The organism is Bacillus sp. EB106-07-01-XG149 (assembly GCF_058791555.1).
The window spans coordinates 1143552-1168479 of sequence record NZ_JBYTDP010000001.1 but is presented as its reverse complement, the minus strand read 5'-3'; the positions used below and the strand labels follow the sequence as shown (position 1 = coordinate 1168479).

General features: G+C 34.3%; 22 protein-coding genes. 20 read left to right on the top strand and 2 right to left on the bottom strand.

All coding sequences use genetic code 11. The annotated features are described in order from the left end of the window. The first annotated feature begins 7 nt into the window (after positions 1-7). From AC3WTA_RS05960 to AC3WTA_RS05905, 12 genes are all read left to right on the top strand, one after another. On the top strand, positions 8-1444 hold the full coding sequence (locus AC3WTA_RS05960; RefSeq protein ID WP_000983562.1) for a flavin monoamine oxidase family protein: 1437 nt from the start codon (positions 8-10) through the stop codon (positions 1442-1444). 103 nt (positions 1445-1547) lie between these two features. After that, a complete protein-coding gene (locus AC3WTA_RS05955; protein ID WP_000754944.1) occupies positions 1548-2471 on the top strand; it encodes a CobW family GTP-binding protein in 924 nt (307 codons plus the stop codon). A gap of 130 nt (positions 2472-2601) precedes the next feature. After that, complete coding sequence (locus tag AC3WTA_RS05950) at positions 2602-3207, top strand: TetR/AcrR family transcriptional regulator (RefSeq protein ID WP_001290799.1); 606 nt, start codon at positions 2602-2604, stop codon at positions 3205-3207. A 15-nt stretch (positions 3208-3222) separates the two neighbouring features. Further along, positions 3223-4713 carry an o-succinylbenzoate--CoA ligase gene (locus AC3WTA_RS05945; RefSeq protein WP_001161518.1) on the top strand — a complete coding sequence of 497 codons (1491 nt, stop codon included), beginning with the start codon at positions 3223-3225 and terminating at the stop codon, positions 4711-4713. A gap of 4 nt (positions 4714-4717) precedes the next feature. Then, the gene (locus AC3WTA_RS05940) at positions 4718-5134 is read left to right on the top strand and encodes a MaoC family dehydratase (RefSeq protein ID WP_033657676.1); all 417 of its coding nucleotides are present in this window, start codon (positions 4718-4720) and stop codon (positions 5132-5134) included. Next, the gene (locus AC3WTA_RS05935; RefSeq protein WP_001020497.1) at positions 5134-6129 is read left to right on the top strand and encodes a 3-oxoacyl-ACP synthase; all 996 of its coding nucleotides are present in this window, start codon (positions 5134-5136) and stop codon (positions 6127-6129) included. The genes AC3WTA_RS05940 and AC3WTA_RS05935 overlap by 1 nt, the downstream gene beginning before the upstream one ends. Positions 6130-6191: 62 nt before the next feature. After that, positions 6192-7988: an NHL repeat-containing protein gene (locus AC3WTA_RS05930; protein ID WP_492332844.1), complete on the top strand. Its 1797-nt coding sequence runs from the start codon at positions 6192-6194 to the stop codon at positions 7986-7988. Between the two features lie 234 nt (positions 7989-8222). Continuing rightward, the gene (locus tag AC3WTA_RS05925; protein WP_000062016.1) at positions 8223-9440 is read left to right on the top strand and encodes a substrate-binding domain-containing protein; all 1218 of its coding nucleotides are present in this window, start codon (positions 8223-8225) and stop codon (positions 9438-9440) included. 91 nt (positions 9441-9531) lie between these two features. Then, on the top strand, positions 9532-10305 hold the full coding sequence (locus AC3WTA_RS05920) for an ABC transporter ATP-binding protein (RefSeq protein WP_000149307.1): 774 nt from the start codon (positions 9532-9534) through the stop codon (positions 10303-10305). Next, the gene (locus tag AC3WTA_RS05915; RefSeq protein WP_001196690.1) at positions 10283-10984 is read left to right on the top strand and encodes a branched-chain amino acid ABC transporter ATP-binding protein; all 702 of its coding nucleotides are present in this window, start codon (positions 10283-10285) and stop codon (positions 10982-10984) included. Before AC3WTA_RS05920 ends, AC3WTA_RS05915 begins: the two co-directional genes overlap by 23 nt. A 21-nt stretch (positions 10985-11005) precedes the next feature. Next, positions 11006-11866 carry a branched-chain amino acid ABC transporter permease gene (locus AC3WTA_RS05910; protein WP_000382798.1) on the top strand — a complete coding sequence of 287 codons (861 nt, stop codon included), beginning with the start codon at positions 11006-11008 and terminating at the stop codon, positions 11864-11866. Between the two features lie 49 nt (positions 11867-11915). Then, positions 11916-12869 (top strand): branched-chain amino acid ABC transporter permease, encoded by a 954-nt coding sequence (locus AC3WTA_RS05905; protein WP_002096695.1) that lies wholly within the window; start codon positions 11916-11918, stop codon positions 12867-12869. A gap of 92 nt (positions 12870-12961) precedes the next feature. On the opposite strand, the gene AC3WTA_RS05900 is transcribed toward AC3WTA_RS05905, so the two are convergent. Beyond that, the gene (locus AC3WTA_RS05900; protein WP_000405001.1) at positions 12962-13750 is read right to left on the bottom strand and encodes a LysR family transcriptional regulator; all 789 of its coding nucleotides are present in this window, start codon (positions 13748-13750) and stop codon (positions 12962-12964) included. Positions 13751-13870: 120 nt separating this feature from the next. On the opposite strand from AC3WTA_RS05900, the gene AC3WTA_RS05895 reads away from it, so the two are divergent. Next, positions 13871-14419, top strand: a complete 549-nt coding sequence (locus tag AC3WTA_RS05895; RefSeq protein ID WP_000579888.1) for a DUF4865 family protein — start codon at positions 13871-13873, stop codon at positions 14417-14419. Positions 14420-14507: 88 nt separating this feature from the next. On the opposite strand, the gene AC3WTA_RS05890 is transcribed toward AC3WTA_RS05895, so the two are convergent. After that, a complete protein-coding gene (locus tag AC3WTA_RS05890) occupies positions 14508-15251 on the bottom strand; it encodes a hypothetical protein (protein WP_000548209.1) in 744 nt (247 codons plus the stop codon). A gap of 304 nt (positions 15252-15555) precedes the next feature. Here AC3WTA_RS05890 and AC3WTA_RS05885 point away from each other — a divergent pair, with 304 nt between their 5' ends. The 7 genes from AC3WTA_RS05885 to cydC all read left to right on the top strand — a co-directional run bounded on the left by AC3WTA_RS05885 (position 15556) and on the right by cydC (position 24500). Beyond that, positions 15556-16095: a DUF4352 domain-containing protein gene (locus AC3WTA_RS05885; RefSeq protein ID WP_492332841.1), complete on the top strand. Its 540-nt coding sequence runs from the start codon at positions 15556-15558 to the stop codon at positions 16093-16095. 357 nt (positions 16096-16452) lie between these two features. After that, entirely contained in the window at positions 16453-16896 is a 444-nt protein-coding gene (locus AC3WTA_RS05880; RefSeq protein WP_001205521.1) for a MarR family winged helix-turn-helix transcriptional regulator, read from the top strand. 83 nt (positions 16897-16979) lie between these two features. Then, positions 16980-18035: an LLM class flavin-dependent oxidoreductase gene (locus AC3WTA_RS05875; RefSeq protein WP_000417567.1), complete on the top strand. Its 1056-nt coding sequence runs from the start codon at positions 16980-16982 to the stop codon at positions 18033-18035. Between the two features lie 616 nt (positions 18036-18651). After that, positions 18652-20055 carry a cytochrome ubiquinol oxidase subunit I gene (gene cydA / locus AC3WTA_RS05870; RefSeq protein ID WP_000448887.1) on the top strand — a complete coding sequence of 468 codons (1404 nt, stop codon included), beginning with the start codon at positions 18652-18654 and terminating at the stop codon, positions 20053-20055. Next, the gene (cydB, locus tag AC3WTA_RS05865; RefSeq protein WP_000950065.1) at positions 20042-21058 is read left to right on the top strand and encodes a cytochrome d ubiquinol oxidase subunit II; all 1017 of its coding nucleotides are present in this window, start codon (positions 20042-20044) and stop codon (positions 21056-21058) included. The genes cydA and cydB overlap by 14 nt, the downstream gene beginning before the upstream one ends. Further along, positions 21058-22773, top strand: coding sequence for a thiol reductant ABC exporter subunit CydD (gene cydD / locus AC3WTA_RS05860; RefSeq protein ID WP_000824081.1), 1716 nt, complete (start codon positions 21058-21060; stop codon positions 22771-22773). The genes cydB and cydD overlap by 1 nt, the downstream gene beginning before the upstream one ends. A 2-nt stretch (positions 22774-22775) precedes the next feature. Beyond that, on the top strand, positions 22776-24500 hold the full coding sequence (gene cydC / locus AC3WTA_RS05855; protein ID WP_000073468.1) for a thiol reductant ABC exporter subunit CydC: 1725 nt from the start codon (positions 22776-22778) through the stop codon (positions 24498-24500). Positions 24501-24928: the final 428 nt, after the last annotated feature.

Below are 24928 nucleotides of genomic sequence, written 5' to 3'. Positions count from 1 at the left end.
AAAGGGCATGATGCAGCCATTAACGATGGAAAGAATGCTCCATATTATTAATGTGGGGCTCGTTAAAACGAATAATCCAAAGCAGATTATTATTGCAGGTGCAGGGATTTCAGGATTAGTTGCAGCATCGTTATTGAAAGAAGCAGGGCATAACATAACAATTTTAGAAGCGAATAACCGAATAGGCGGAAGGATATATACGATTCGTGAACCATTTAGTTCTGGTTTATATTTTAATGCAGGACCAATGAGAATTCCTGAAACACACGGGTTAACTTTAGCCTACATTCGTAAATTTAAATTACCGTTAAATCTTTTTGTAAATAAAACCGCTTCAGATATTATTTATACGAATAATATTAAAACGAGATTGAGCGTGTTTGAAAAAAATCCAAGTATACTTGGATATCCAATTGTAGAGAACGAAAAAGGAAAAACAGCCGAAGAGCTAATGTTAGTAGTATTAGAACCAATACTTAATTTTATAAAAAAAGATCCTAATAAAAACTGGATCATCGTTGAAAAAAAGTATAAAACATATTCGCTCGGATCATTTTTAAGCGAGTATTATTCAGATGGAGCAATAGATATGATTGGGGTACTTCTAGATATGGAAGCATATATGGGAATGTCTTTAATTGAAGTATTACGTGAAATGATCTTTTTTACTTCAACGACAAAATATTATGAGATAACGGGCGGAATGGATACATTACCAAATTCATTTTTACCGGAGTTAAAAGAAAATATTTTTATGTCGTATAAAGTAGAAAAAATTATACAGGAAGATAATAAAGTAATGATGCAAGTAACAAATGAACAAACGTTACATCCATTTGTGGTAACAGGCGACATTGCTATTATCACAATTCCATTTTCAGCGTTACGATTTGTAGAAGTTCAGCCATATCATTTATTCTCTTATTTTAAAAGACGGGCAATTCGTGAATTAAACTATATAGCTTCGACTAAAATTGCGATAGAGTTTAAAAGTAGATTTTGGGAAAGAGTGGGGCAGCGTGGCGGTAAATCTATTACAGATTTACCTATACGATTTACATATTATCCGAGTTATGGCATTCATACACCAGGGGCGGCTATCGTTTTAGCGAGTTATACGTGGGCAGATGAGGCGTTAACGTGGGATAGTCTCCCGCAAAGAGATCGTATACGTTACGCATTAAAAAATTTAGCGGAAATATACGGTGAAATCGTCTATAGTGAGTTTGTTACTGGAACATCTTTTAGCTGGAGCCAAAATCCGTATTCTTGCGGCGCATTTACGGCTTTCGAACCAGGTCAAGAGCTCGAGTTATTTCCGTATATTACGCCGCCAGCTGGCAAAGTACACTTTGCAGGAGAGCATACGACATTAACACATGGATGGATGCAAGGAGCAATAGAGTCTGGAATTCGAGTTGCTTATGAAGTAAACGAACAGTGAAGATATATTTACAAATCACTATTCTTTTAATAAAATGATTAATATAAATCGTAATTATTACGCTTTGAATATGTTTGAAATAAAGAAATGGATGGTCGATCAAATGAAAAAAGTAGAAATTCATATATTAGGTGGCTTTTTAGGAAGTGGAAAATCAACATTATTACAAAATTTATTGTTAGCGGAGAAAAAGAAGAATAGAAAAGTTGCAGTATTAATGAATGAAATTGGTGAATACTCGGTAGATACAGATATTATTGGAAAAGAGAATGTTTTAAGGGAACTTCTGAAAGGATGTATTTGTTGTACGCTAAAAGAAGAGCTTGAAATACAATTACACTCGTTATATCAGCAAGAAAGACCAGATGTCATTTATATAGAAACGACAGGTGTTGCACATCCAATTGAAGTGTTAGATGCGTGTGTATCACCAATTTTAGCACCTTTTCTAGAAGTGAAATCAATTGTAGTCGTTTTAGATGCAGTAAGGTGGTTAAATCGAAGAGTATTAAGTGCAAACGTTCAGCAATTATTGCATGAGCAATTGAAGTTTGGTAGCCACATTTTAATTAATAAATCAGATTTACTAACAGATGCGGATAAGAACAAAGTAATTGAAGAAGTGAAAGCAATAAATAATCATGCGAAATTGTTTGAAACAAAATATTGTAATATATCTTTAGAAGACATAGAAGAAGCTGAATTTACGAATGATGGGGAACATGAGACACTACATGTAAAACAGCATTTGCATATACAAACGATGACATATCAATTTACGAAATCGATTGATCAAGATAAATTATACGAATGGCTTTCGAATTTACCAGATAGTATTTATCGTGTAAAAGGATTTGTGAAATTCCATGGAGATAAATACCCGCACCTATTCCAATATTCATTTGGGGTACCAACTTTACTGGAACAAGATTTCGGTTTCCCGACGAACTTGGTAGTAATAGGAGAAGGGCTAGATAAGAAACAATTGGCTGAAGGGTTAGAGAAAGTAGAACTTAATTCTAATTAAGATTAAAGGACTAACTTCAAATTAAGTTAGTCCTTTTTTATATGTAGAAAAACGCTTGCAGATTTTGTCTAATAAAAATAATTGTAAAATTCAGAAATATATTTATAATCAAATCTAAGAGGTGATTCAGGTGTCAGAAAAAATAATAATGGATGTAAAAAACTTAACAACAAAAGGATTAGAAACGAGAGAGAAATTATTGTGTGCTGCAGAAGAGGTGTTTGGTAGTAAAGGATATTACGAGGCTTCTATTGTGAATATTACACAAGAAGCAAAGGTAGCGCACGGAACTTTCTATAATTACTTTCCATCTAAAAAAGATATATTTGATGAATTGATTCGCAGATTGAACCGTGAGTTACGCTTAATTATTAAAGAAGAAATGAAGGGAATATCAAGTTATGAAGAGGCACAAAGAAGAGGTTTTCAGGCTTTTTTTCGGTGGGTGAAAGATCGACCTAATCTATATAACATTGTACAACAGGCAGTAGTTGTTGATGATAACTTATATAGATGGTATTATGCAAAGCTCGCAAATGGATTTTTAAAAAGTTTATCGGCTGGTATGGAAGCGGGAGAGTTTAAACAACTTGATAAAGAAACAATTGCGTATTGTCTTATGTCAATTGGGCAATTTCTAGGAATGCGATGGGGCTATTGGGAAGAGAAAGATGTTCCGGAAGATGTATTTGAAGCAGCGATGTCATTAATATTTGAAGGATTGAGAAAGAGATAAGGGAGTGGGGAAAATATGCAAGGCATTGCTTATTGGATTGAAAAACGGTCCTATTTACATCCAGATCGCATTGCCATTATTACAGAAGAGGAGGAAATGACATATAAACAGTTACATGAGTATGTAAGTAACGTAGCAGCCTATTTAATTTACGATTTAAATGTGCAAAAAGGAGAAAGGATAGCTATTTTATCACAAAATAGCTTGGAATATATTGTACTTTTGTTTGCTATAGCAAAGGTAGAATGTATTGCTGTTCCATTGAATATACGATTAACAGAAAATGAACTTATATTTCAGTTAAAAGATAGTGAAACTACAGTTTTATTTGTAGAGGAAACATTTCAAAATATGGCACTGTCAATGCATAAGGTATCGTACGTACAAAGAGTTATTTCGATTAAAAGTTTAAAAGAAATAGAAGATAGAAAAAGTGACAACTTTGAAGAGATAAATGAAAGCGCATCCTTTATTATATGTTATACATCAGGTACAACAGGAAAACCGAAAGGAGCCGTACTTACACAAAAAAATATGTTTTGGAATGCGCTAAACAATACATTTGCGATTGACTTAACTATGCACGACCGCTCTATTGTATTATTACCTTTATTTCATATTGGTGGAATTGGTTTATTCGCATTTCCAACTTTATTTGCAGGTGGCGTAATCATTATTCCAAGGAAATTCGAACCAACCACAGCTCTTTCCATGATAGAAAAACATAAAGTAACTGTAGTGATGGGGGTACCTACAATTCATCAAGCATTAATTAATTGTGCAAAGTTTGAAACTACAAATTTACAATCCGTTCGCTGGTTTTATAACGGTGGTGCTCCATGTCCAGAAGAGTTGATGAGAGAATTTATAGATAGAGGATTTTTATTTGGGCAAGGCTTTGGTATGACTGAAACATCACCAACCGTATTTATGCTTTCAGAAGAAGATGCAAGACATAAAGTAGGATCAATTGGGAAACCAGTTCTGTTTTGTGAGTATGTACTTATTGATGAAAACAAAAATAAAGTTGAGGTTGGTGAAGTTGGAGAATTACTTATAAGAGGGCCGAATGTAATGAAAGAGTATTGGAATCGGCCAGATGCAACAGAAGAAACGATTCAAGATGGTTGGTTATATACGGGAGATTTAGCTAAAGTTGATGAAGATGGTTTTGTATACATTATCGGTAGAAAAAAAGATATGATAATTTCCGGTGGTGAAAATATTTATCCACTTGAAGTAGAGCAGGTCATTAATAAGATTTCGGAGGTATATGAGGTAGCGGTCGTTGGTAGGCAACATGTAAAGTGGGGGGAGATTCCAATCGCCTTTATTGTGAAAAAGAGTAGCAGTGAATTAACTGAAAAAGAAGTCATTGAACATTGTCGTTTATTTCTAGCAAAATATAAACTTCCAAAAGAAATTGTGTTTCTAGAGGAATTGCCTAAAAATGCAACTGGTAAAATTCAAAAAGCACAGTTAGCAAATCAATTGAAAAGTTGGTGAAGAGATGATGATGTATAGCACAGGTCAACAGGCATCATGTAGTAAAACAATAACAGAAACGGATTTTGTATTATTTGCAGGTTTGAGCGGGGATTTTAATCCAATTCATATTGATCATGAGTATGCGAAACAAACTAGATTTAATCAAAGAATAGCACATGGTTTACTAACTTCTAGTCTATTATCACAATTGCTTGGGATTCATTTACCTGGAAAAGGATCTGTTTATATGGAACAAACTATTAAATTTACAGCACCAGTCTTTATAGGAGATACGGTTACAGCTACGGCAACAGTACAAGAATTTATGATAGAAAAGAGAGTTTTGAAATTGTTAACGGAGTGTCATAACCAAAAAGGAGATTTAGTATTAACTGGTGTAGCAACTATGATGGTACCAAAAGAAGGAGGAGTAGTCTAATGAATATTGGGATTGAAGCGACTGGTGTTTTCTTCCCAAAAGATGTAGAGACGGCGGCAGACCTATCTCAAAAAACAGGTATCCCTGAGAATATTATTATAGAAAAGTTTGGATTATATGAAAAACATGTCGCAGATGAAACGATGCATGCATCAGATTTAGCTATTGCTGCTGCAAAGCCAATATTATTACAAGTAGATCCTCAATCTATTGATGTAGTCATTTATTTTGGCAGTCCACATAAAGATTACCACGTATGGTCAAGTGCCCCAAAAATTCAGCATGAACTTGGATTAAAAAATGCTTATGCTTTTGAAATTATGAATGTTAGTTCTTGCTTTCCTATTGCTCTCAAAGTCGCAAAAGATATGCTTTACTCCGATAACTCAATTGAAAATATATTATTAGTAGGTGGATGTAAAGAATCTCAAATTGTAGATTATGATAATCCACGCTCACGTTTTATGTTTAATTTCGCTGATGGTGGAAGTGCAGCTTTAGTGAAAAAGGACGCTAGAAACGGTGAAATATTAGGCAGTGCGATTATAACGGATGGTTCATTTCATGACGATGTTCGTATTCCAGCTGGTGGATCGAAGCAGGTTGCAAGCTATGATACAGTCGAGAATCGACAACATTATATTGATGTAATAGATCCTAATAGTATGAAAGAACGTCTAGACCGGGTTTCAATCTCTAATTTTGATAAGGTTATTAGGGAGGCGTTAAGAAAAAGTGGATTTACTCCTAAAGATATTAAAGTATTGTTACCACTGCATACAAAACGTTCTATGTTAATAGAATTGATACAGGGACTAGGGCTAGAAGAAGAACAAGTTGTATATTTAGATCATTATGGACATATGTCAGCGCTTGATCCTTGCATTGGTCTTCACTTTGCAAATGAACAGGGAAAATTACAGCCTGGAGATATTGCAGTAGTAGTTAGTGCAGGGACTGGGTATACGTGGGCAGCGACTGTGATTAGATGGTAGTAAAGATGGATTTTATTAAAAAAATTATATGTTGTTTTTTCATTGTTATTGTGAGTCTATGGATGTTTGCTTCTGTAGGAAATGCCTCTGCTGTAAAATATGTGAAATCATGGGGGAGTGAGCTAGATCCTTCTAAGTTATTAAGGACACCGGTGGCGATGGCAAGGGATGCAAAAGGATTTTTGTATGTTGTTGATATGGGGAATAATAGGGTTTTGAAAATAGATAAGAATGGAGAAGTTGTTGATACGATAGGAACTTTAGGTGAAGGTCCGGGGCAGTTTAATATGCCATTTGGTATTGCTGTTGATAAAGAAGGTAATATTTTAGTTGCGGATACAGCGAATTATCGTATTCAAAAATTTAATGAGGAGTTTCAATTTATTAAAAGTTGGGGCACAAAAGGTAAAGGAAGTGAGCAGTTCTCGTTTCCTAGGGAAATTGCAGTAGATAGCGATAACAATTACTATATTACGGATGAATACAATCATCGTATTCAGAAATATAGCCCGAATGGGCAGTATATTCAAACAATAGGGAGTTATGGAAAGGCGAATGGAGAAATGGCTTTACCACAAGGTATCGCGATAAATAAACAAGATGAGGTTTATATTGCAGACACATATAACAATCGTATTCAAGTGTTTGATAAAAAAGGGGAGTTTAAGCGAGTAATCGGAACAGGAATTGCAGGTTTAGGCCCATATCAATTCTACCATCCAAGAGGAATAAATTTTGACTCAACATCTGGATCGCTATATGTAGCAGATACATATAACAATCGGATAATGAAATTTACAAATAAAGATCAATTTTTATATACAGTAGGTAACTTTTTTCAGTTTGTTTATCCTAATCAAGTTCTTCCCGATGGTAAAGGGAATATCTATATAACGGATACGGGAAATAATCGTGTACTTTTATATAATGAGGTAGGCCTAACAGCGGTAATGAAGAAAACCATAGGTAATGAAAGGAATGGAAATACACAATATGCAGGACCTTATGATGTCGAAAGAGACACAAATGGAAATGTTTTTGTATCTGATTCCTTTAATCATCGAATTTTGAAATATGATATATCTGGGAAGGTTGTTGGGAAGTGGGGAAGTTTATTTGGTGCTGGTGGACCACTAGGATACGGAAGTCTTCCGGGACAGTTTTATGTTCCAAGACAAATTGCAACGGATCGTTACAATAACGTGTATGTATCTGATTCTGTAAATCATCGTATCCAAAAATTCACCAATTCAGGAATAGCGCTTGCTTCATATGGTTCATTTGGAGTATTACCAGGTTTTTTTCAATTTCCATCTGGAATAGCTATTGATAGTAAAGGAAACATATTTATAGCTGATTCAGAAAATCATCGTATTCAAAAATTTAATCCATTCTTTGTATATATGAAAGAATGGGGGAGAAAAGGAAGTGGAGAGGGAGAGTTTTTTCAACCTATGCAATTAGCAATTGATTCAAAAGATAATGTTTATGTTGTGGATCGTATTAATAATAGGGTTCAAAAATTTGATAATGAGGGTAATTTTCTTACAAAATGGGGTACAAATCATGGAGCTGGAAACTTAGATTCACTAGAAAATTGGAGAGAGGGTCCAGGAGATCTTTTTTTGCCAATAGGAATTGAAATCGATATAAATAATACGGTGTATGTCACAGATACTTCTAATAATCGCGTGAATATTTATAATGAAAATGGGGATTTTTTAGAGTCTTTTGGAAGTTTTAGTGGTATAACAGGGCAGTTTTTCTCACCACAAGGAATAGATGTGGATAGCCAAGGAAATATCATTATTACAGATGGTTTACTCCAAAGAATTCAATTTTTTAAGAAAGCTAATTAGTATTAGAGGCTCAAAATGCTTGTTAGAAAGGATAGAAGTTTAATAGTTTCGGAATGCGGTATAGGTAGGAATAAAATATTTGTATCAAATTGTAAAGGTGTTTCATGGAAATCGGAGAAGATACATGTATACTAACAATCTCGTTTATATTATTCAAAGAAAAAGTCATAATTACGGATGGGTAACTTTGGCGTGTTTGATTCTATCAGAAAGAAAAGTGTGGGGAGGATCACAATGTCGATGAAAAAACGTAAATGGCTAAGAATGATGGCTACTGGTTGTGTTTTAGGTTCGTTATTAATAACGGCAGCTTGTTCAGGAAAGAAAACAAGTACAGAGGATGAGAAGACGATTAAGGTAGGGGTTCTTGCATCATTAACAGGTCCATTAGAATCGTATGGAAAACAAACAATGAACGGATTTGAATTAGGGTTAGACTATGCAACGGGTGGAACTGGGAAAGTGGAAGGGAAGAAGATTAAGTTTGTTGTAGAAGATACGGAAACGAAAGCTGATGTAGCAGTGAAGAAAGCTACGAAGTTATTAGAAGAAGAGAAAGTTGATTTTTTAGTTGGATCGTCTAGTTCAAGTGATACATTAGCGGTTTTACCACTAGCTGAAGAATATGAAAAAATAATGGTTGTAGAACCAGCAGTAGCTGATAGTATTACCGGGAAGAACTGGAATAAATATATTTTTAGAACAGGTAGAAATTCATCTCAAGATGCAGTCGCTGGTGCTGCAGCAATTGCTAAAAAAGATGTGAAAATAGCAACGTTAGCACAAGATAATGCTTACGGTCGTGAAGGAATTGCGGCATTTAAAGCTGGAGCGAAGAAGTTAGGTGCAAATATTGTAAACGAGCAATATGCTGATACAAATTCGACTGACTTTACTGCAAATATTCAAAATATCATTAGCTCAAAACCAGATTATTTATTTATCGTTTGGGCAGGGGCAAATTCACCTTGGAAACAGTTGAAAGATATGAATGTAGAAGCGCAAGGTATTAAAATTTCTACCGGTGCACCAGATATACCGGCATTAAAAACGATGGATGCGTTAGTAGGAATGCAAGGTTTTTCTGTTTATTATCATACCCTCCCGAAAAATAAGGTGAATGATTGGTTAGTGGAAGAGCATAAAAAACGATTTAATGGTGCGGTGCCAGATTTATTTACAGCAGGTGGAATGTCAGCGGCAATTTCAATTGTAGAAGCTTTAAAGAAAACAAAAGGTGATACAGATGTAGATACATTGATTAAGAAAATGGAAGGAATGGAATTTGAGACACCGAAAGGAAAGATGAAGTTTAGGGAGAAGGATCACCAAGCGATGCAGACACTGTATTCTATCACATTGAAAAAGCAAGATGGTGTTGACTATCCGGTGCCAGTATTAGAGCGAGAATTAACGATGAAAGAGACAGAACCACCAGTTCAAAATAAATAGACTGAATTTTCTGTTGTTTACGTATAAAGAGGGCGTGCACCCTCTTTATACGTATTTCTTTCATACTTAAAGCTTTAAAAGGAGGGATTTCGTGACACATTTGCTAGAAACGAAAAATCTTTGCGTATCTTTTGGCGAGCATCATGTTATTAAAGATGTGAATGTAACAGTACAAAAAGGAAAGCTCATTTCCATTATTGGACCTAATGGTGCAGGAAAGACAACGTTATTTAATTTACTAAGTGGACAAATTTCTCCAACAAAGGGGGAAGTATATTTTAAAGGACGAGAGATTACAAAATTATCAATTTCGGATCGAACTCGATTAGGAATTGGTCGTTCTTTTCAACTTACAAATATATTCCCAGAGTTAACGGTACTTGAAAATGTTCGTTTAAGTGTTCAATCATTTGTTCAAGATTACTATAGTTTTTTTCCGAGTTCGGCAAAATTTAAGCAACAAGTGGGAGAGGCGAGACGTTTCTTAAAAACAGTCTTACTTCACGAGAAAGAACATGTATTAGCGAAAGATTTAGCACATGGGGAAAAACGAAAGTTAGAGCTTGCGATGTTACTAGCTTTAAAAACGGATGTATTACTACTTGATGAGCCGACGGCAGGTATATCAGTTGAGGAAGTACCGGCTATTTTACAAGTGATTGAAAATATTAAGAAACATCCAGAGAGTACAATTGTACTAATTGAACACAAAATGGATATGGTACTAGGTTTGTCAGACCATCTTATCGTTTTATTCCATGGAGAGCTATTGGCTGAAGGTTTGCCTGAAGAGATTATGAAAGATGAGCGTGTACAAAGTGCTTATTTAGGGGGATTATATAGTGGCACTATTACAAGTGAATAATATAGAGACGTATTTAGATCAGTTTCATATTTTACAAGGGGTATCTCTTGCTGTTGAGAAAGGAACGATTACTGTACTGTTTGGAAGAAATGGGGCAGGGAAGACGACGACATTACGTTCGGTTATGGGATTTCACCATATCGCACATGGTGAAATTTATTATGATAGTTCACAAGTAAATGGATTATCTACACATTTAATTTCAAGGAAAGGAATAGGGTATGTACCAGAAAATCAAGGTATTTTTCACGATTTGACAGTAGAAGAAACATTCGCTCTTGCTAGGGGTAAGGGAGAAGAAGCGGAAGAGAAAATTGAGTGGATGTTTGAACTATTTCCAGATTTAAAGCAGTTTTGGCACAAAAAAAGTGGACTCTTAAGCGGAGGACAAAAACAAATGCTAGCAATTTCAAGAGCATTTATTAATAGTGATGGTTTATTACTTATTGATGAGCCGAGTAAAGGCTTGTCCCCTATTATGATAGAAAAATTAATGATAGCTATTTTAAAAATGAAGGAGAAAACAACAGTTTTACTCGTTGAACAAAACTTTATGATGGCTAGTCAAATTGGTGATTACTTTTATATTATGGATAACGGAAAAATTGTTCATAACGGTTTTATGCATGAATTAAAAGAGGATAAGGAAATGTGTCACAAATATTTAGGAATCTCTTAACATGAATCTGAGGTGAGAAGGATGGATGTGTTAATCAATTTATTTGTAAATGGGATTTCAACAGGGATGCTCATTTTTTTATTAGCATCAGGACTTTCACTTATTTTCGGTTTAATGAGCGTTCTAAACTTCGCACATGGTGGTTTATTTGCCTGGGGAGCGTTTACAGGTGTTTGGTTATTTAATATGACAGGTAGTTATGTATTAGCGTTAATTGGCGCAATTGCTATGGGGATGTTTCTTGGATTCATTTTAGAAAGATTTCTTATTAGACCGGTATATGGAAATCATGTTCGCCAGCTTCTTGTGACGCTTGGAGGAATGCTTGTACTTAGTGAATGTATTAAAGTATTTTGGGGGCCAAATCCAATTGGTGCTAAATTACCGTTATGGTTACAAGGTAGTTATACATTTGAAGGCGTTATATTAATTAAATATCGTCTATTCGTTATTTTAATTGGGATCATCATTTACATTGCCTTACTATTATTGCTCAAAAAAACAAAGATAGGTCTAATGATACGCGCTGGTGTAATAGATAAAGAGATGGTTCAAGCGCTCGGTATTAACGTAAATGCAATATTTTCTTTCGTCTTTTTATTAGGAGCAGGAATGGCAGCGTTAGGAGGATTCTTATTAGCACCGTATTCAGGCGTTATTTTCGCCGAGATGGGTATGCAGTATGCGATTTTAGCTTTCATAGTAGTAATCATTGGAGGATTAGGAAGCGTACAAGGTTCAGCAATCGCATCTTTAATTGTCGGATTAGCGGGTGCTTTTACAGCGTATTTTATACCGGATTTATCACTTGCAATCAATATGTTAATGTTACTATTTTTCTTAATAGTGAAGCCAAATGGACTTGTTAGTGAAAAGGGGTGAAATGGTGAACAGCACATCAAATCGAATTAAAGTATACTTCGGAGTATGTATGCTCATTTGTTTAAGTGTATTTCCATTCGTAAATGATTCACGGAGCTTGTTAATTTTGTTCACTCAAATCTTCATCTTTGCTATTTTTGCAATGAGTTTTGATGTATTGCTTGGATATACCGGAATTGTATCGTTCGGTCACTGTATGTTCTTTGGAATAGGAGCATATGGCGTAGCGCTTTTATTTGATCGGCAAGGAGTATCTATAACGAACTTTTTAATAGGGATAGTAGCTGCAATTATCATTTCAGTAATTGTTAGTTATATAATCGGTTTGCTTTCTTTACGACTGAAAAGTCATTTTTATGCAATGTTAACACTTGCTATTTCACAGTTGTTTTTCGTACTTGCTGAAAAGTGGCGCGGTCTCACTCACGGAGGGGATGGTTTTACATTTGGTGTACCAGACTTATTCCGTGATCGTCTTACCTTTTATTATGTAACACTTATATGTTTAATTGTCATTTTTATTCTGTTACGTCTTTTCACAAAATCTTCTATTGGAAAAGTATTAAAAGCAATTTCACAAAATGAGCAACGTGTGGAAGCACTAGGATATAAAGTTCTTCATTATAAAATTATTGCTAGTATTGTTGCAGGAGTAGTTGCTACAATTAGCGGTGGTTTATTTGTTATCACACTACGCTTTGTTAATACGACTGTATTTTCAATTGAAATGACATTAAATGCATTATTGATGACGATGATTGGCGGAGTTGGAACGTTAATTGGAGCGATTGCTGGAGCTGGAATTATTGAATCACTGAAATATTATTTATCAGAACTAGCCACAGCGTATCCGATTTTTGAAAGATGGACAATTATTCTTGGTTTATTGTACATTATCGTCTTGTTAGTTTTTCCGAAAGGATTAGTTGGCACGATTAAGAGACTGAAGAATGTGAAACAGAGTAAGAAGGAGAAAAGTGCAGAAGTAGAGCAAAATGTGTGAAAAATCAATTGTATAGAATATAAAAATCCCTCTTTTAGATTCGTAAAGGAGGGATTTTTATTGGTGTATGTAATTAGTTTATAGCTATTATATTAATCAAATAGTTCATCAGGGATTTGTTTTAAAGAGTTTTGATTTGTAAAAAAATGAACGGTTAATTTCTCAATTGGAACATTTTCAATTGGTACCAATTTATCATTTCTAATCGGTAAAAAGGCTATTCCGTTGCCATCGTTTATAAAATCTTCAATGAGTGAATAAGAATCTAATTGTTGAAGTTGATGCTGAGATAGATTATTTTCTTTTAGAAATTGTATCGTCCTATTTCTAAAAGGGCACTTTTTGTCATTGCTAACGAAGAAGAGTTCCTTTGAAAAGTCAATGGTACACTTTTCTTTCGCTTTTAATAAGCCTACAGAAATTGAAGTGAAAAATACTTTTTTAAACGCTGTGTCCGGGTAATCCTCATAAGTAATGACCATATCAACTTTTTGTTGCTGCAGTAATTTTTGCAAATGACTACTATTTTCTACATATATTTGATAATTCCTGAAATTTTCTTTAATGCGCTTACTTACATAATTAGTCAAAATAGATTGTGACGTCGCAATTATATAAGAAGAACCATTCGTTTTAATTTTATCTTTTGCTTCTTCTACTAGAGTTAATATTAGATTCGTGTAGTCTAATAAAATGTCACCAGAAGGTAACAAGGAAACGCCTTTGTTATCTCTATGTAGTAAAGGAGTTTCTAATTCTTGTTCTAATTTTTTGATTCGCTCAGTTACGTTTGGCTGAACATATCCTAACTCTTTAGCAGCTTTACTAATAGAACCTTCGCTAGCTACAGTTTTGAATATAATAAGATCATTTATTTCCATTTATCACAGCCCCTTATACGATATCATTATAAATGATACCAAGCATAATTTATACCTATTTTACGTTAGTCAATCATTGCCTTATCATTGTGTATATAAGATGGAAAGTGAGTGATAAACATGATTGGAATGCAATATAAGGTCATTTTGCCAAAAGATTATGATATGGAGATTATTAAGAAAAGGGTAAAGGATAATGGGTATAAAATGGATGGTTTTCAAGAATTGAATTTTAAAGCATATTTAATGACTGAGGCAGGTAAGCATGGGAATTTCTATAACTGTTATGCACCTTTATATATTTGGAATGGCCATGAAGGAATGAACAAATTTATCTTTGAAGGGTATTACGATAATATTTTACAATCTTTTGGATGGCAACAAATAAATATAGGTGTTCCATTAGTTGTTAATGTAAAGGATGATTTTAAGAAATGTAAGTATGTTGTTGAATATGTAGGGAGTATTTCTCAAAGTAATTCATTGAGGGGGACTCAATTTAGCATTTTTAATAAGAATGTCCAGAATACAGAAAATTGTAAAGGGAATGTAATAGTGTATAACCCAGATAAGTGGGGATATAGTCAGTTTGAATTTTATGAAGTAAAGCCTGAAATTGAAGAGATGGAGGATATTACAATATATGAGGTTTTACACATTTCACAGTAGATGAGGAATTGAAATATAAATAAATTATTTATAAAAAGTCCATTTTGAGTCAAGTAATAATGTTCAAAATGGACTTTTCTTAATTATCTTATGTATATTCAAAACAAATTACTGCTTTTCTTAATTCTTTATTAAAGAATAAGTAAATACGATCGGCACCATAAGCTTGAAAATAATATCCTGTAACAAATCCAACATATGTAAATGGATGTCCATATTTATCTTTTGGTACATATAGAAGATTCGTAAAGTCAAAAATTTCGTCTTCGTTATCGCAGTCTTCTAATAATTCTTCACCTTCTTCTGTCATAAAACGAACATCATCTAGGATACCATTTACCACGGGATAATTTAATCCCCAGCCATTTGTTTGTTTTTCAGCAAACTCTTGTTCTAATACTTCTACAGATGTTATTTCTTTTCCAAAGCTAGAATAAGGATAAATTTTTTGATTACGTTGAAAATACTCTTTACGGATTTGATAATTTCTTTCATTACTCTCGTAGGCTTGTTCTATTATGTCAGAATTATTTTGTTCGATTTCGAAATAATTCCAATCCGCTTCAAATTTATATTTTCCATTAATGACATCGAATCCTAATGTATCTGCTTTCGTAAAATTTGTGTGAAATGGTTTGGTGAAATCACCCACGCAACCATCATGGATTTCTTTTGCTGACACAATATGTAACCATTCGTCCAATTCCGGTTCAATACATTGTAAGTTTATAGAACAAATGGGTAAAAAGTGCTTTTTATGTTGTTCCAAATCATCATAAAATATGTCTTCATATTCAGGAAATGGTTTTATAAATTGTTTAGAAATATGCATGTTCTGCCCACCTTTATACTAGTGCTTTGTTTAATTTTATCATTTTATTTGAATTTTTTCTTATTTAAAACTTTATGATACTCATAGTTATGGGAAGAAAGAGTTCGTAAGTAAGGTAGATATCTTATTGTTAAGATTTTATCATATGTCGAACAGTTGAGAGATGAAGCAAAGTAAGACTTCATACTTATATATAGCCTTACTACATTCGACACATAGCGACAATATACTGTTCATTTATCTGTTAGTATAATATATAGTTTTTGGGGATTTTTATCATTTTCACATTGGGGGAAGGGAATTTATGTTTAAAAAAATCGCGACAGTCACTTTAGGAGGGACTTTAGCTTTCAGTTTATCGGCATGTGATGAGAAGAAAGAAGTAGCTAAAACTGTATCAAATAATACTAAGGAAGAGCAAAGTAGTGCCAAAAAAGAAAATACGAAGAATGAAGATACAAGAGAATATAGTGTTGAAAAAACTACTCAAATTAGAAATCAAAAATTAACAGTCCATAAAGTACAAATAGCACAAGTGGCAGAATATGATAAGCTGGAAAAAGGTAATGAGTTTATTATTGTTCATGTTACAGTAGAGAATATTGGTAATCAAAAAGTTAGAATTAACCCATTAGATTTTTACCTTGAAAGAGGCGACGGAAGTATTGTGGACCATACATTTTCAACTAGTAATAAAAATATTTTTAAAATTAAAGATGTAGATCCAAACGGTAAGTTAACAGGAGCCATAACATTTGAAGCGAAAAAAGGTGATTCTAATCTTGAATTAATTTATAGACCTGATGTTATGTCTAAAGAGGAAGTAAAAGTAGAACTTAAATGATTTATCCCGTAAAAGCCCGATTGGTGTAAACAAGGGCCTTTTATGCAAACTTATACAGGTTTTACATGAAGCCAGTATGCTTACGGTACGATAAAAGAAAATAATAGATTAGATGGTGTGAATTTCAAACATACTGTTTTAAAAACAAAAAATAAATGCATGATAAGGATTGGCGTTTGAGCTTAATCCTTTTTTTATGGAGATGTAGAGAATGGTAAGTAGACCTAATACTACACGAGTGATGCCTTTAGTTAAGTACAAGTAAGTTGAGTTATATAAAAAATGAAATTATTTCTTGCATCACTATCACTTGAGTGGTAAAGTGATAGTAAGATTCACGATAGGAAGTGATCAAACATGCGTGATAATACGATAGGATCATTAATATGGTTACGTTTAATACGATTTACGAACCAAAGTAATCAGATGTCAAATGAGTTTTTAAAACGTTTTGATTTAACGACAGCTCAATTTGATGTGCTTTTGCAAATACGTACGTATCAACCACTAACACAAATGGAGTTAGCTGAGAAGGTTACTGTTACACAAGGTGGCATTTCTCGAATGTTAACTCGTCTTGAAAAAGAAGGATATATTGTGCGAAAACAAGACTGGAAAACGAAAACAATTAGTCTTACAGAGCAAGGGGAAGCAGCTTTAGAGAGAGCGTTGCCAGAGCAGCTTGCATTTCAATCTTCGTTTTTTGATGATGTATTAAATGAAGAAGAGCAGAAAATATTATACGAGTTAATGACGAAAGTTCATAAGCATAGCGAAAAAAAAGAATTACCACATGAGTAATTTTTTTTACACCATCAATTGACTAATCAAGTGATGGGTGATTGAAGAAAATGAATACGACAGAATTAAAGGAGAGAACAACTATGGAAAAATACCGTATGGATACAAGTAAAGGAATAGAGTTTGGATTATATTCAATTGGGGATCATGTTTTAAATCCGCATAACGGAGAGAAAATTAGTGCAGAACAAAGAATTCATGAATTAATTGAAACAGCTAAGTTAGCGGATGAAGCTGGACTTGATGTATTTGCTGTCGGTGAAAGTCATCAAACGCATTTTACAACGCAAGCTCATACAGTTATTTTAGGAGCTATTGCACAAGCTACGAAAAATATAAAAATTGCAAGTTCAGCAACGATAGTAAGTACATCTGATCCGGTACGAGTATATGAGGATTTTGCTACAATTGACTTAATTTCTAATGGACGTGCAGAAATCGTAGCTGGTCGTGGATCTCGTATTGGGGGATATAGTTTACTTGGTTATGATGTGAATGATTATGAAGAGTTATTTGAAGAGAAAATGGATCTTTTATTAAAAATTAATAAAGAGGAACATGTAACATGGAACGGACAGTTCAGAGCGCCGCTTGCACATGCATCGGTTATTCCGAGAGCTAAAAATAATAACTTACCAATTTGGCGTGCAGTTGGTGGCCCACCAGCTAGTGCGATTAAAGCGGGACGTGCGGGTGTACCAATGATGATAACAACACTAGGTGGCCCAGCTATTAACTTTAAAGGATCGGTAGATGCCTACCGAGAGGCTGCGGCGCAAAGTGGATTTAATCCAGCAAGTTTGCCAGTTGCAACAACGAGTTTATTTTATACAGCAAAAAATTCACAAGATGCATTTAGTGAATACTATCCTCATATTAATGCTGGTATGCTTACACTGCGCGGTGGTGGGTATCCGAAGCAACAATTCACAAATGCAGTAGATTACCGTGACGCATTAATGGTTGGTAGCCCGCAACAAATTATTGAAAAAATGCTTTACCAATATGAATTATTTGGGCAACAACGTTTTATGGCACAAATTGATTTTGGTGGCGTACCACTTAATAAAATTGAGAAAAACATTGAATTAATTGCTACTGAAATTTTACCGGCTATTAGAAAACATACAGCAAAATAATTTGAAAAATACCGAGAGTCTAATCGATTCTCGGTATTTTTTTATGTATTAATTTAGTTTGAAAAAATGGCAAAAAAATGAATTTTTAGACTAGAAAGAGGGAGGGGATTTTCTATTTTTGAATAACATTATTTCGTGTTTGAATTTTAGAAATATATTTTTCTCTTGACAAAAACTAACTGATTTCTCCGTTAATTTAGAGGACATTTTTTCGCGCGAAAGTCAAGTGTATGAAGAGAAAAATGATTGTTTTATTGATATGGAAGTAAGTCTTATATTAAAAAAATACATTTTATTAATGAGAAAAATCTAATTCAAAAAAATGACAAAAGACATATTTCAGACAAAATGATGTCAATAATACGTCAAAAATCAGCTGAATTTACTATGCAGGTATATTATACAATTCGATTAACGGATAAAACACTACTGAAATAGTGAAAAGGTAAATTTTATGAGAAAGTTCTTTTGTAATTATCTTGAAAACTGAAAATTTATATTTTCTAAAAGTACATAAACAAATTTATCTTTCTATATTTCTAAGATTTGAGTTGTTTTATTCATACAACTCAATTGAAATTACGATATAAAAAATTATGAAGGAAGTGATTGTAGTATGGAAACGCTCGAATTGGCACGAATACAATTCGCCTCAACAACGATTTTCCATTACTTTTTTGTTCCGCTGTCTATTGGTTTAGCTTTTATCATTGCGTTAATGCAAACGTTATACGTGGTAAAGGGACAAGAAATTTATAAGAAGATGACGAAGTTTTGGACACAAATATTCCTAGTTAACTTTGCGGTAGGTGTAGTAACTGGTATTTTACAAGAATTCCAGTTTGGCATGAACTGGTCAACATATTCACGTTTCGTGGGTGATGTGTTTGGTCCATCACTTGCAATTGAAGGCTTATTAGCATTTTTCATAGAGTCTACATTCCTAGGTTTATGGGTATTCGGTGAGGACAAATTACCGAAGCGAATTCACTTGTTATGTATTTGGCTCCTTTCAATTGGAACAATGTTATCAGCATTTTGGATTTTAACTGCAAGTGCATTTATGCAATCGCCAGTAGGATATGAAATGGCAGCAGATGGACGTGCACAAATGAATGATTTCTTAGCGATTATTCAAAACCCACAATTATGGGTACAATTCCCGCATACAATTACAGCAGCAATTGCAACTGGTGCATTCTTTATTGCAGGTGTGAGTGCATGGAAAATAACGAAAGCTCAAGAAACTGAAGTGTTTAAAAAATCGTTCCGCATTTCTATCATTGTTGGAACACTTACAACTGCGCTAGTATTATTCTTCGGTCATGCGCAAGCACAACAATTAATTAAGACACACCCAATGAAAATGGCAGCAGCTGAAGCGTTATGGAATACGAGTGAGGATCCAGCTCCATTTACAGTATTTGCGAAAATTGATGCAGAGAAGCAAGAAAACTCGTTTGAAATTCAAATCCCTTATATGCTAAGTCTTTTATCATTTGATAAATTTAGCGGTCAAGTAGAAGGGATGAATCAAATTCAAAAGCAATATGAAGAAAAATATGGGCCTGGAGATTATATTCCGCCAGTACACACTATGTTCTGGAGTTTTAGAGCGATGGTAATGAGTGGAACATTTATGCTTCTTCTAGGAGCGTACGGATGGTTCTTATCAAGAAAAGATCGATTAGCTGAAAAAAATTGGTATTTAAAATTAATGGTGTATGCAATTGCACTACCGTTTATCGGTAATACAGTAGGATGGATTATGACTGAAATGGGACGTCAGCCTTGGGTAGTTTTCGGTGTTATGAAAACGGAAGATGCTGTATCTCCAAATGTTACGTTCGGAGAAGTATTATTCTCTTTAGTTTCATTCACATCACTATATTTAATTATAGGAGGAATTACTGTTTACTTATTCGTTCGTGTCATTAAAGGACATGAGAATAAGAAAACGAAACAGGATTCTCAAAGCCATGATCCATTTGATAAGGAGGAAGAGTATGTTATCTCTTAATGAGTTGTGGTTTATCATTATTGCAATTTTATTCGTAGGCTTCTTTGTACTTGAAGGATTCGATTTCGGTGTAGGTATAGTTTCAAGGTTTTTAGGGGAAAACGATTTAGAGAAAAGAATATATTTAAATACAATTGGTCCATTTTGGCACGCGAATGAAGTATGGCTTGTTTGTGCTGGTGGGGCTATGTTCGCAGCATTCCCGCACTGGTATGCAACTTTATTTAGCGGGTTTTACATTCCGTTTGTATTTATGCTTCTTGCTTTAATTATAAGAGGGGTTTCCTTTAAATTCCGTGCGAAAATAGACAATCATAAATGGAAAGGTTTTTGGGATTGGGGTATGTTTTTAGGAAGTTTACTACCGCCTGTTCTTTGGGGCGTTGCCATTGCTAACTTTATGGTAGGTATTCCAATTGATGAAACGAAAAATGCTGTAGGTGGATTCTTACCATTACTTCATCCATTTGCATTACTTGGAGGAGTTATGTTCCTTCTGCTATGTATTGTTCACGGATTGCAATTCCTTACTATACGTACAACTGGTAAGTTAAGAGAACGTGCACGTATTGCTGCGTTGAAAATTGCACCGCTTGCAATTATAGCACTTCTTATTTTTGCCGGTGTAGGGTTATGGAAAACAGATATTTTCACTGGTCATGGTACAGAGTGGATTATGGTTCCGATTGGAGCTTTTGTAGCATTATGTGCGTCAACATTATTAAATAAAAGAAGAAGAGATGGTTGGGCTTTCGTTATGACGAGTTTAACAATCATTTTACTAAGTGCGAGTGTGTTTGCCGGCATGTTCCCACGTGTCTTAATTAGCTCGTTAGGGTCAATATACGATTTAACAATTTATAATGCAGCATCAGGAGATTATGCACTAAAACTGATGACGTATTTTTCAATTGCTATATTGCCATTTGTTTTGGGAAGTCAAATATGGAGTTTCTATGTGTTTAGACAACCTGTTAAGTCAGATAAAGATTTGGAGTACTAATGAAAAGAAAAAGAGGACTTCCGTCGTATCCTGGTAGCCGAGTTTTATATGTAGTGTTAACAATCATTAGCATTTTAGAAGCTGTAAGTATTATTGCGCAAACAGTGTTTTTAGCACGGGCTATTACGTTTTTATTTCAAGGAGAAACTGTGCAATCTGTGTTAAATGAAACGGTTTATTTTGGAATCACGTTTGCAGTACGTCATATGCTAGTGCGAATATCGCAAATATTAGTGGAACGTTTCGCTGAAAAAACAGGATCGCTACTGAGAAAACAATTAATAGAGGCGTATTTCACATTAGGTCCACGTTATGTTCAAACTGCTGGAACTGGTCATCTGGTTACCTTATCGATAGAAGGTATTGAGAAGTTTAAAACATATATAGAATTAACAATTCCTAAAATGATTAGAAGTAGTATCGTACCGGGACTAATTGTACTATATGTTTTTACGCTAGATATTGAGTCTGGAATCATTTTAGTTGTAACGATTCCTATCGTGATTATATTTATGATCCTACTAGGATTAGCAGCGCAAAAGATGGCGGATAGTCAGTATGAGTCGTATCGTGTACTTTCTAATCATTTTGTAGATACGTTAAAAGGATTAGAAACATTAAAGTATTTAGGTAAAAGTAAACAGCACGAAGGAAAGATTGAAAAAGTAAGTAAAAGATATAGAAAAGCAACGATGCGTACTTTGCGAGTTGCTTTTCTTTCTTCTTTTGCATTAGATTTCTTTACGAGTTTATCAATCGCATTTGTGGCGGTCGGATTAGGGATACGTTTAATAGATGGGACAATTGTACTATTGCCAGCCCTTACGATTTTAATTTTATCTCCGGAATATTTTCTGCCGATTAAACAAGTTGGAGCGAATTATCATGCTACATTAGATGGACAACTTGCAATGGAGCAAATAGAAGAGATTTTACAGCAACAAAAAGAAATAGGAAAGAAAGAATCAAATGTAGGTCTAATATGGAATTCCGCTAGTAACTTGAAATTACAAGATGTAAAAGTAAAGAATGATGAATCTGAGAAAGCTATATTAGAGGGAATTGATTTTACTTGGGAAGGCATTGGCGCTATAGGTGTAATTGGTGAAAGTGGGGCAGGGAAATCGACGTTAATTGATGTATTAGCAGGATTTTTAACTCCTTCGGGTGGAAAGCTGATAGTAAATGGTGTGGAAATTGACGGGGATACCCGCGAAGATTGGCAAAAGAATATTGCTTATATTCCGCAGCAACCTTATATTTTCCCGCTTTCATTAAAAGATAACATTTGTTTCTATGAAACAAATACAACTGATGCAGAAGTGGAAAGAGTTATTAATGAAGTTGGTCTTCGTTCACTCGTTACATCGCTTCCGAATGGGATGTATGAAAGAATTGGAGAAGGTGGACGTATGCTTAGTGGCGGGCAAGAACAACGTGTCGCTATGGCGCGTGCACTTTTAAGCAAAAAGCCAATCATTCTATTAGACGAGCCTACAGCACATCTTGATATTGAAACTGAATTTGAAATAAAGCAAGCGATGTTACGTCTGTTTGAAGGTAAGCTAGTATTTCTTGCAACACATCGTCTTCACTGGATGAAACAGATGGATCATATTCTTATTTTAAATAAAGGGGAAATGATAGAAAGCGGAACGTATGAAGAACTTTTAAAGAATGAGGCATTACATTTTCACAGGAAAGAGAGGGGATAGAGATGAGTAACTGGATTAAACCTTATATACAGCAAAATAAAGGTAGAATGACTTTAACTATTTTCCTTGGTCTTCTTGGAGTTAGTTCAGGTGCAATGTTACTTTTCATTTCAGGTTATTTAATCTCTAAATCTGCTCTTAGACCAGAAAATGTAATGGCTGTATATGTTCCTATCGTTGCAACACGTGCGTTTAGTATAGGACAAGCGGTATTTCATTATTTAGAGCGTTTAGTTGGACACGATGTCGTACTACGCATATTAGAAAAGATGAGAACGAAACTATACAGAATAGTAGAACCGCAGGCGTTATTTTTTCGCTCACGATTTCAAACGGGCGATATGTTAGGTATATTATCCGAAGATATAGAGCATTTGCAAAACCTATATTTACGTACAATATTTCCTAGTCTATTAGCATTAGTTGTATATAGCATATTCGTACTTGTTATCGGTGCATTTGACGTAGTATTTGCACTTATTGCAGCATGTATGTTGGCTATTATCGTTTTTCTTCTTCCGTTTGTATCATTACTTTTAATGAAGCAGCATCATGTTACTTTAAAGCAAGGAAGAAGCCGTTTGTATCAACAACTAACAGACGCTGTTTTTGGGTTATCTGATTGGCAAGCAAGTGGTAGAAAAGATGAATTCATTGATAAGTATGTAGAGCAAAATGCTCAGTTGTTAAAAACGGAAAAAAGAATGAAGCGCTGGAATCATATTCGGGACAGTATCATTCAATTAGTAGTGGGGATTGTAGTTATTTCAATGATCATATGGACTGGAAATGAGGCGGCAAGTGAACAGATTGCACCTACCGTTATTGCGGCTTTCGTCTTAATGACGTTATCAGTCACAAACGCGCTTATTCCTCTTTCAGATGCCATCGATCGAATTCCATCATATGTAGAATCTGCTCATCGTCTAAATAAAGTAGAAGCTAATGATGTTTTACAGGATGAAAAGGAATTACATGAGGATAAAGATTATGTTGCATCAAAACATATAGACATTGAATTAAATAATGTATCGTATCGTTACCCAGATAGTAATGAATTTGTATTGAAAGAAGTATCACTGCAAATAAAGGCAGGAAAGAAAATCGCCATTTTAGGAAGAAGTGGAACAGGAAAATCTACTTTGTTAAAATTGTTAGCAGGTGCGCTAAGCCCGTTACATGGTGAAGTTTTATTGAATAGTGAACATGCTCATACGAATCTTTTATCAAAATATATTTCTGTATTGAATCAAAAGCCGCATTTATTCGATACGACAATTGGAAATAATGTGCGAATCGGTAAACCAGAGGCTACGGATGAAGAGATATGGATAGCTTTAGAGAAAGCACAATTAGCTTCGCATATAGCTTCTCTTCCAGATGGATTGCAAACAAAAATGCATGAAATGGGGAAAAGGTTTTCTGGTGGAGAAAGACAACGGGTTGCTTTTGCTAGAACGCTAATGCAAGAGGCTCCAATTATTGTACTTGATGAACCTACGATTGGCTTAGATCCAAAGACAGAATTATCTTTAATAGAAACAATGTTTTCTGCAACAGAAGAAAAGACTGTTATTTGGATTACACACCACCTTGTAGGAATTGAACATGTAGATGAAGTTATATTCCTTGATCGTGGCCAAATTGTGATGCAAGGCAGTCATGAACAACTTCTGAAAGAAAACGAGAAGTATCGTAAGCTGTATGAGTTAGATAAAGGAATATAGTTTGAATAAGTAATAATTGTAAAATAGCTAAGCCTAATGGTGCAGCTATTTTTTTGTTAAGAAATATATATTCTTTTTAAGGTATAGATTTATCTCGCTATTTGCAGGGCAAGATCCGGCTGATGTGAGGAAGTTAGGCGGGAGATTAACTGTACGTAAAAGTCCGATTGGTGAGGGGGATAATCAGAAGGGATGGAGAAGCCCCCCTGATTAAAGTTTCGTTTTATTTGTCTTACATTATTTTATGATAGAAATCAAATGTATAAAAAACAGTTAATCAAATGCTTAAATTATTGAATATGTATATTTTGGAGTGAAAAGTAGGATATTTTGTTATGGGCTTGCATAAAAGTATAAAGGTTTCATACGGTTTAAGTAATGTGATATTATGTCGCGTATATAAATAATATGCGAAAAGGTGGAGGGAA

What these genes read in the sequence shown, in the direction of transcription:
- AC3WTA_RS05960 (WP_000983562.1), top strand. Translation starts at nt 8, where the DNA reads ATGATGCAGCCATTAACGATGGAAAGAATGCTCCATATTATTAATGTG.
- AC3WTA_RS05955 (WP_000754944.1), top strand. Translation starts at nt 1,548, where the DNA reads ATGAAAAAAGTAGAAATTCATATATTAGGTGGCTTTTTAGGAAGTGGA.
- AC3WTA_RS05945 (WP_001161518.1), top strand. Translation starts at nt 3,223, where the DNA reads ATGCAAGGCATTGCTTATTGGATTGAAAAACGGTCCTATTTACATCCA.
- AC3WTA_RS05940 (WP_033657676.1), top strand. Translation starts at nt 4,718, where the DNA reads ATGATGATGTATAGCACAGGTCAACAGGCATCATGTAGTAAAACAATA.
- AC3WTA_RS05935 (WP_001020497.1), top strand. Translation starts at nt 5,134, where the DNA reads ATGAATATTGGGATTGAAGCGACTGGTGTTTTCTTCCCAAAAGATGTA.
- AC3WTA_RS05930 (WP_492332844.1), top strand. Translation starts at nt 6,192, where the DNA reads ATGTTTGCTTCTGTAGGAAATGCCTCTGCTGTAAAATATGTGAAATCA.
- AC3WTA_RS05925 (WP_000062016.1), top strand. Translation starts at nt 8,223, where the DNA reads ATGTCGATGAAAAAACGTAAATGGCTAAGAATGATGGCTACTGGTTGT.
- AC3WTA_RS05910 (WP_000382798.1), top strand. Translation starts at nt 11,006, where the DNA reads ATGGATGTGTTAATCAATTTATTTGTAAATGGGATTTCAACAGGGATG.
- AC3WTA_RS05905 (WP_002096695.1), top strand. Translation starts at nt 11,916, where the DNA reads ATGCTCATTTGTTTAAGTGTATTTCCATTCGTAAATGATTCACGGAGC.
- AC3WTA_RS05900 (WP_000405001.1), bottom strand. Translation starts at nt 13,750, where the DNA reads ATGGAAATAAATGATCTTATTATATTCAAAACTGTAGCTAGCGAAGGT.
- AC3WTA_RS05895 (WP_000579888.1), top strand. Translation starts at nt 13,871, where the DNA reads ATGATTGGAATGCAATATAAGGTCATTTTGCCAAAAGATTATGATATG.
- AC3WTA_RS05890 (WP_000548209.1), bottom strand. Translation starts at nt 15,251, where the DNA reads ATGCATATTTCTAAACAATTTATAAAACCATTTCCTGAATATGAAGAC.
- AC3WTA_RS05885 (WP_492332841.1), top strand. Translation starts at nt 15,556, where the DNA reads ATGTTTAAAAAAATCGCGACAGTCACTTTAGGAGGGACTTTAGCTTTC.
- AC3WTA_RS05880 (WP_001205521.1), top strand. Translation starts at nt 16,453, where the DNA reads ATGCGTGATAATACGATAGGATCATTAATATGGTTACGTTTAATACGA.
- AC3WTA_RS05875 (WP_000417567.1), top strand. Translation starts at nt 16,980, where the DNA reads ATGGAAAAATACCGTATGGATACAAGTAAAGGAATAGAGTTTGGATTA.
- cydA (WP_000448887.1), top strand. Translation starts at nt 18,652, where the DNA reads ATGGAAACGCTCGAATTGGCACGAATACAATTCGCCTCAACAACGATT.
- cydB (WP_000950065.1), top strand. Translation starts at nt 20,042, where the DNA reads ATGTTATCTCTTAATGAGTTGTGGTTTATCATTATTGCAATTTTATTC.
- cydD (WP_000824081.1), top strand. Translation starts at nt 21,058, where the DNA reads ATGAAAAGAAAAAGAGGACTTCCGTCGTATCCTGGTAGCCGAGTTTTA.
- cydC (WP_000073468.1), top strand. Translation starts at nt 22,776, where the DNA reads ATGAGTAACTGGATTAAACCTTATATACAGCAAAATAAAGGTAGAATG.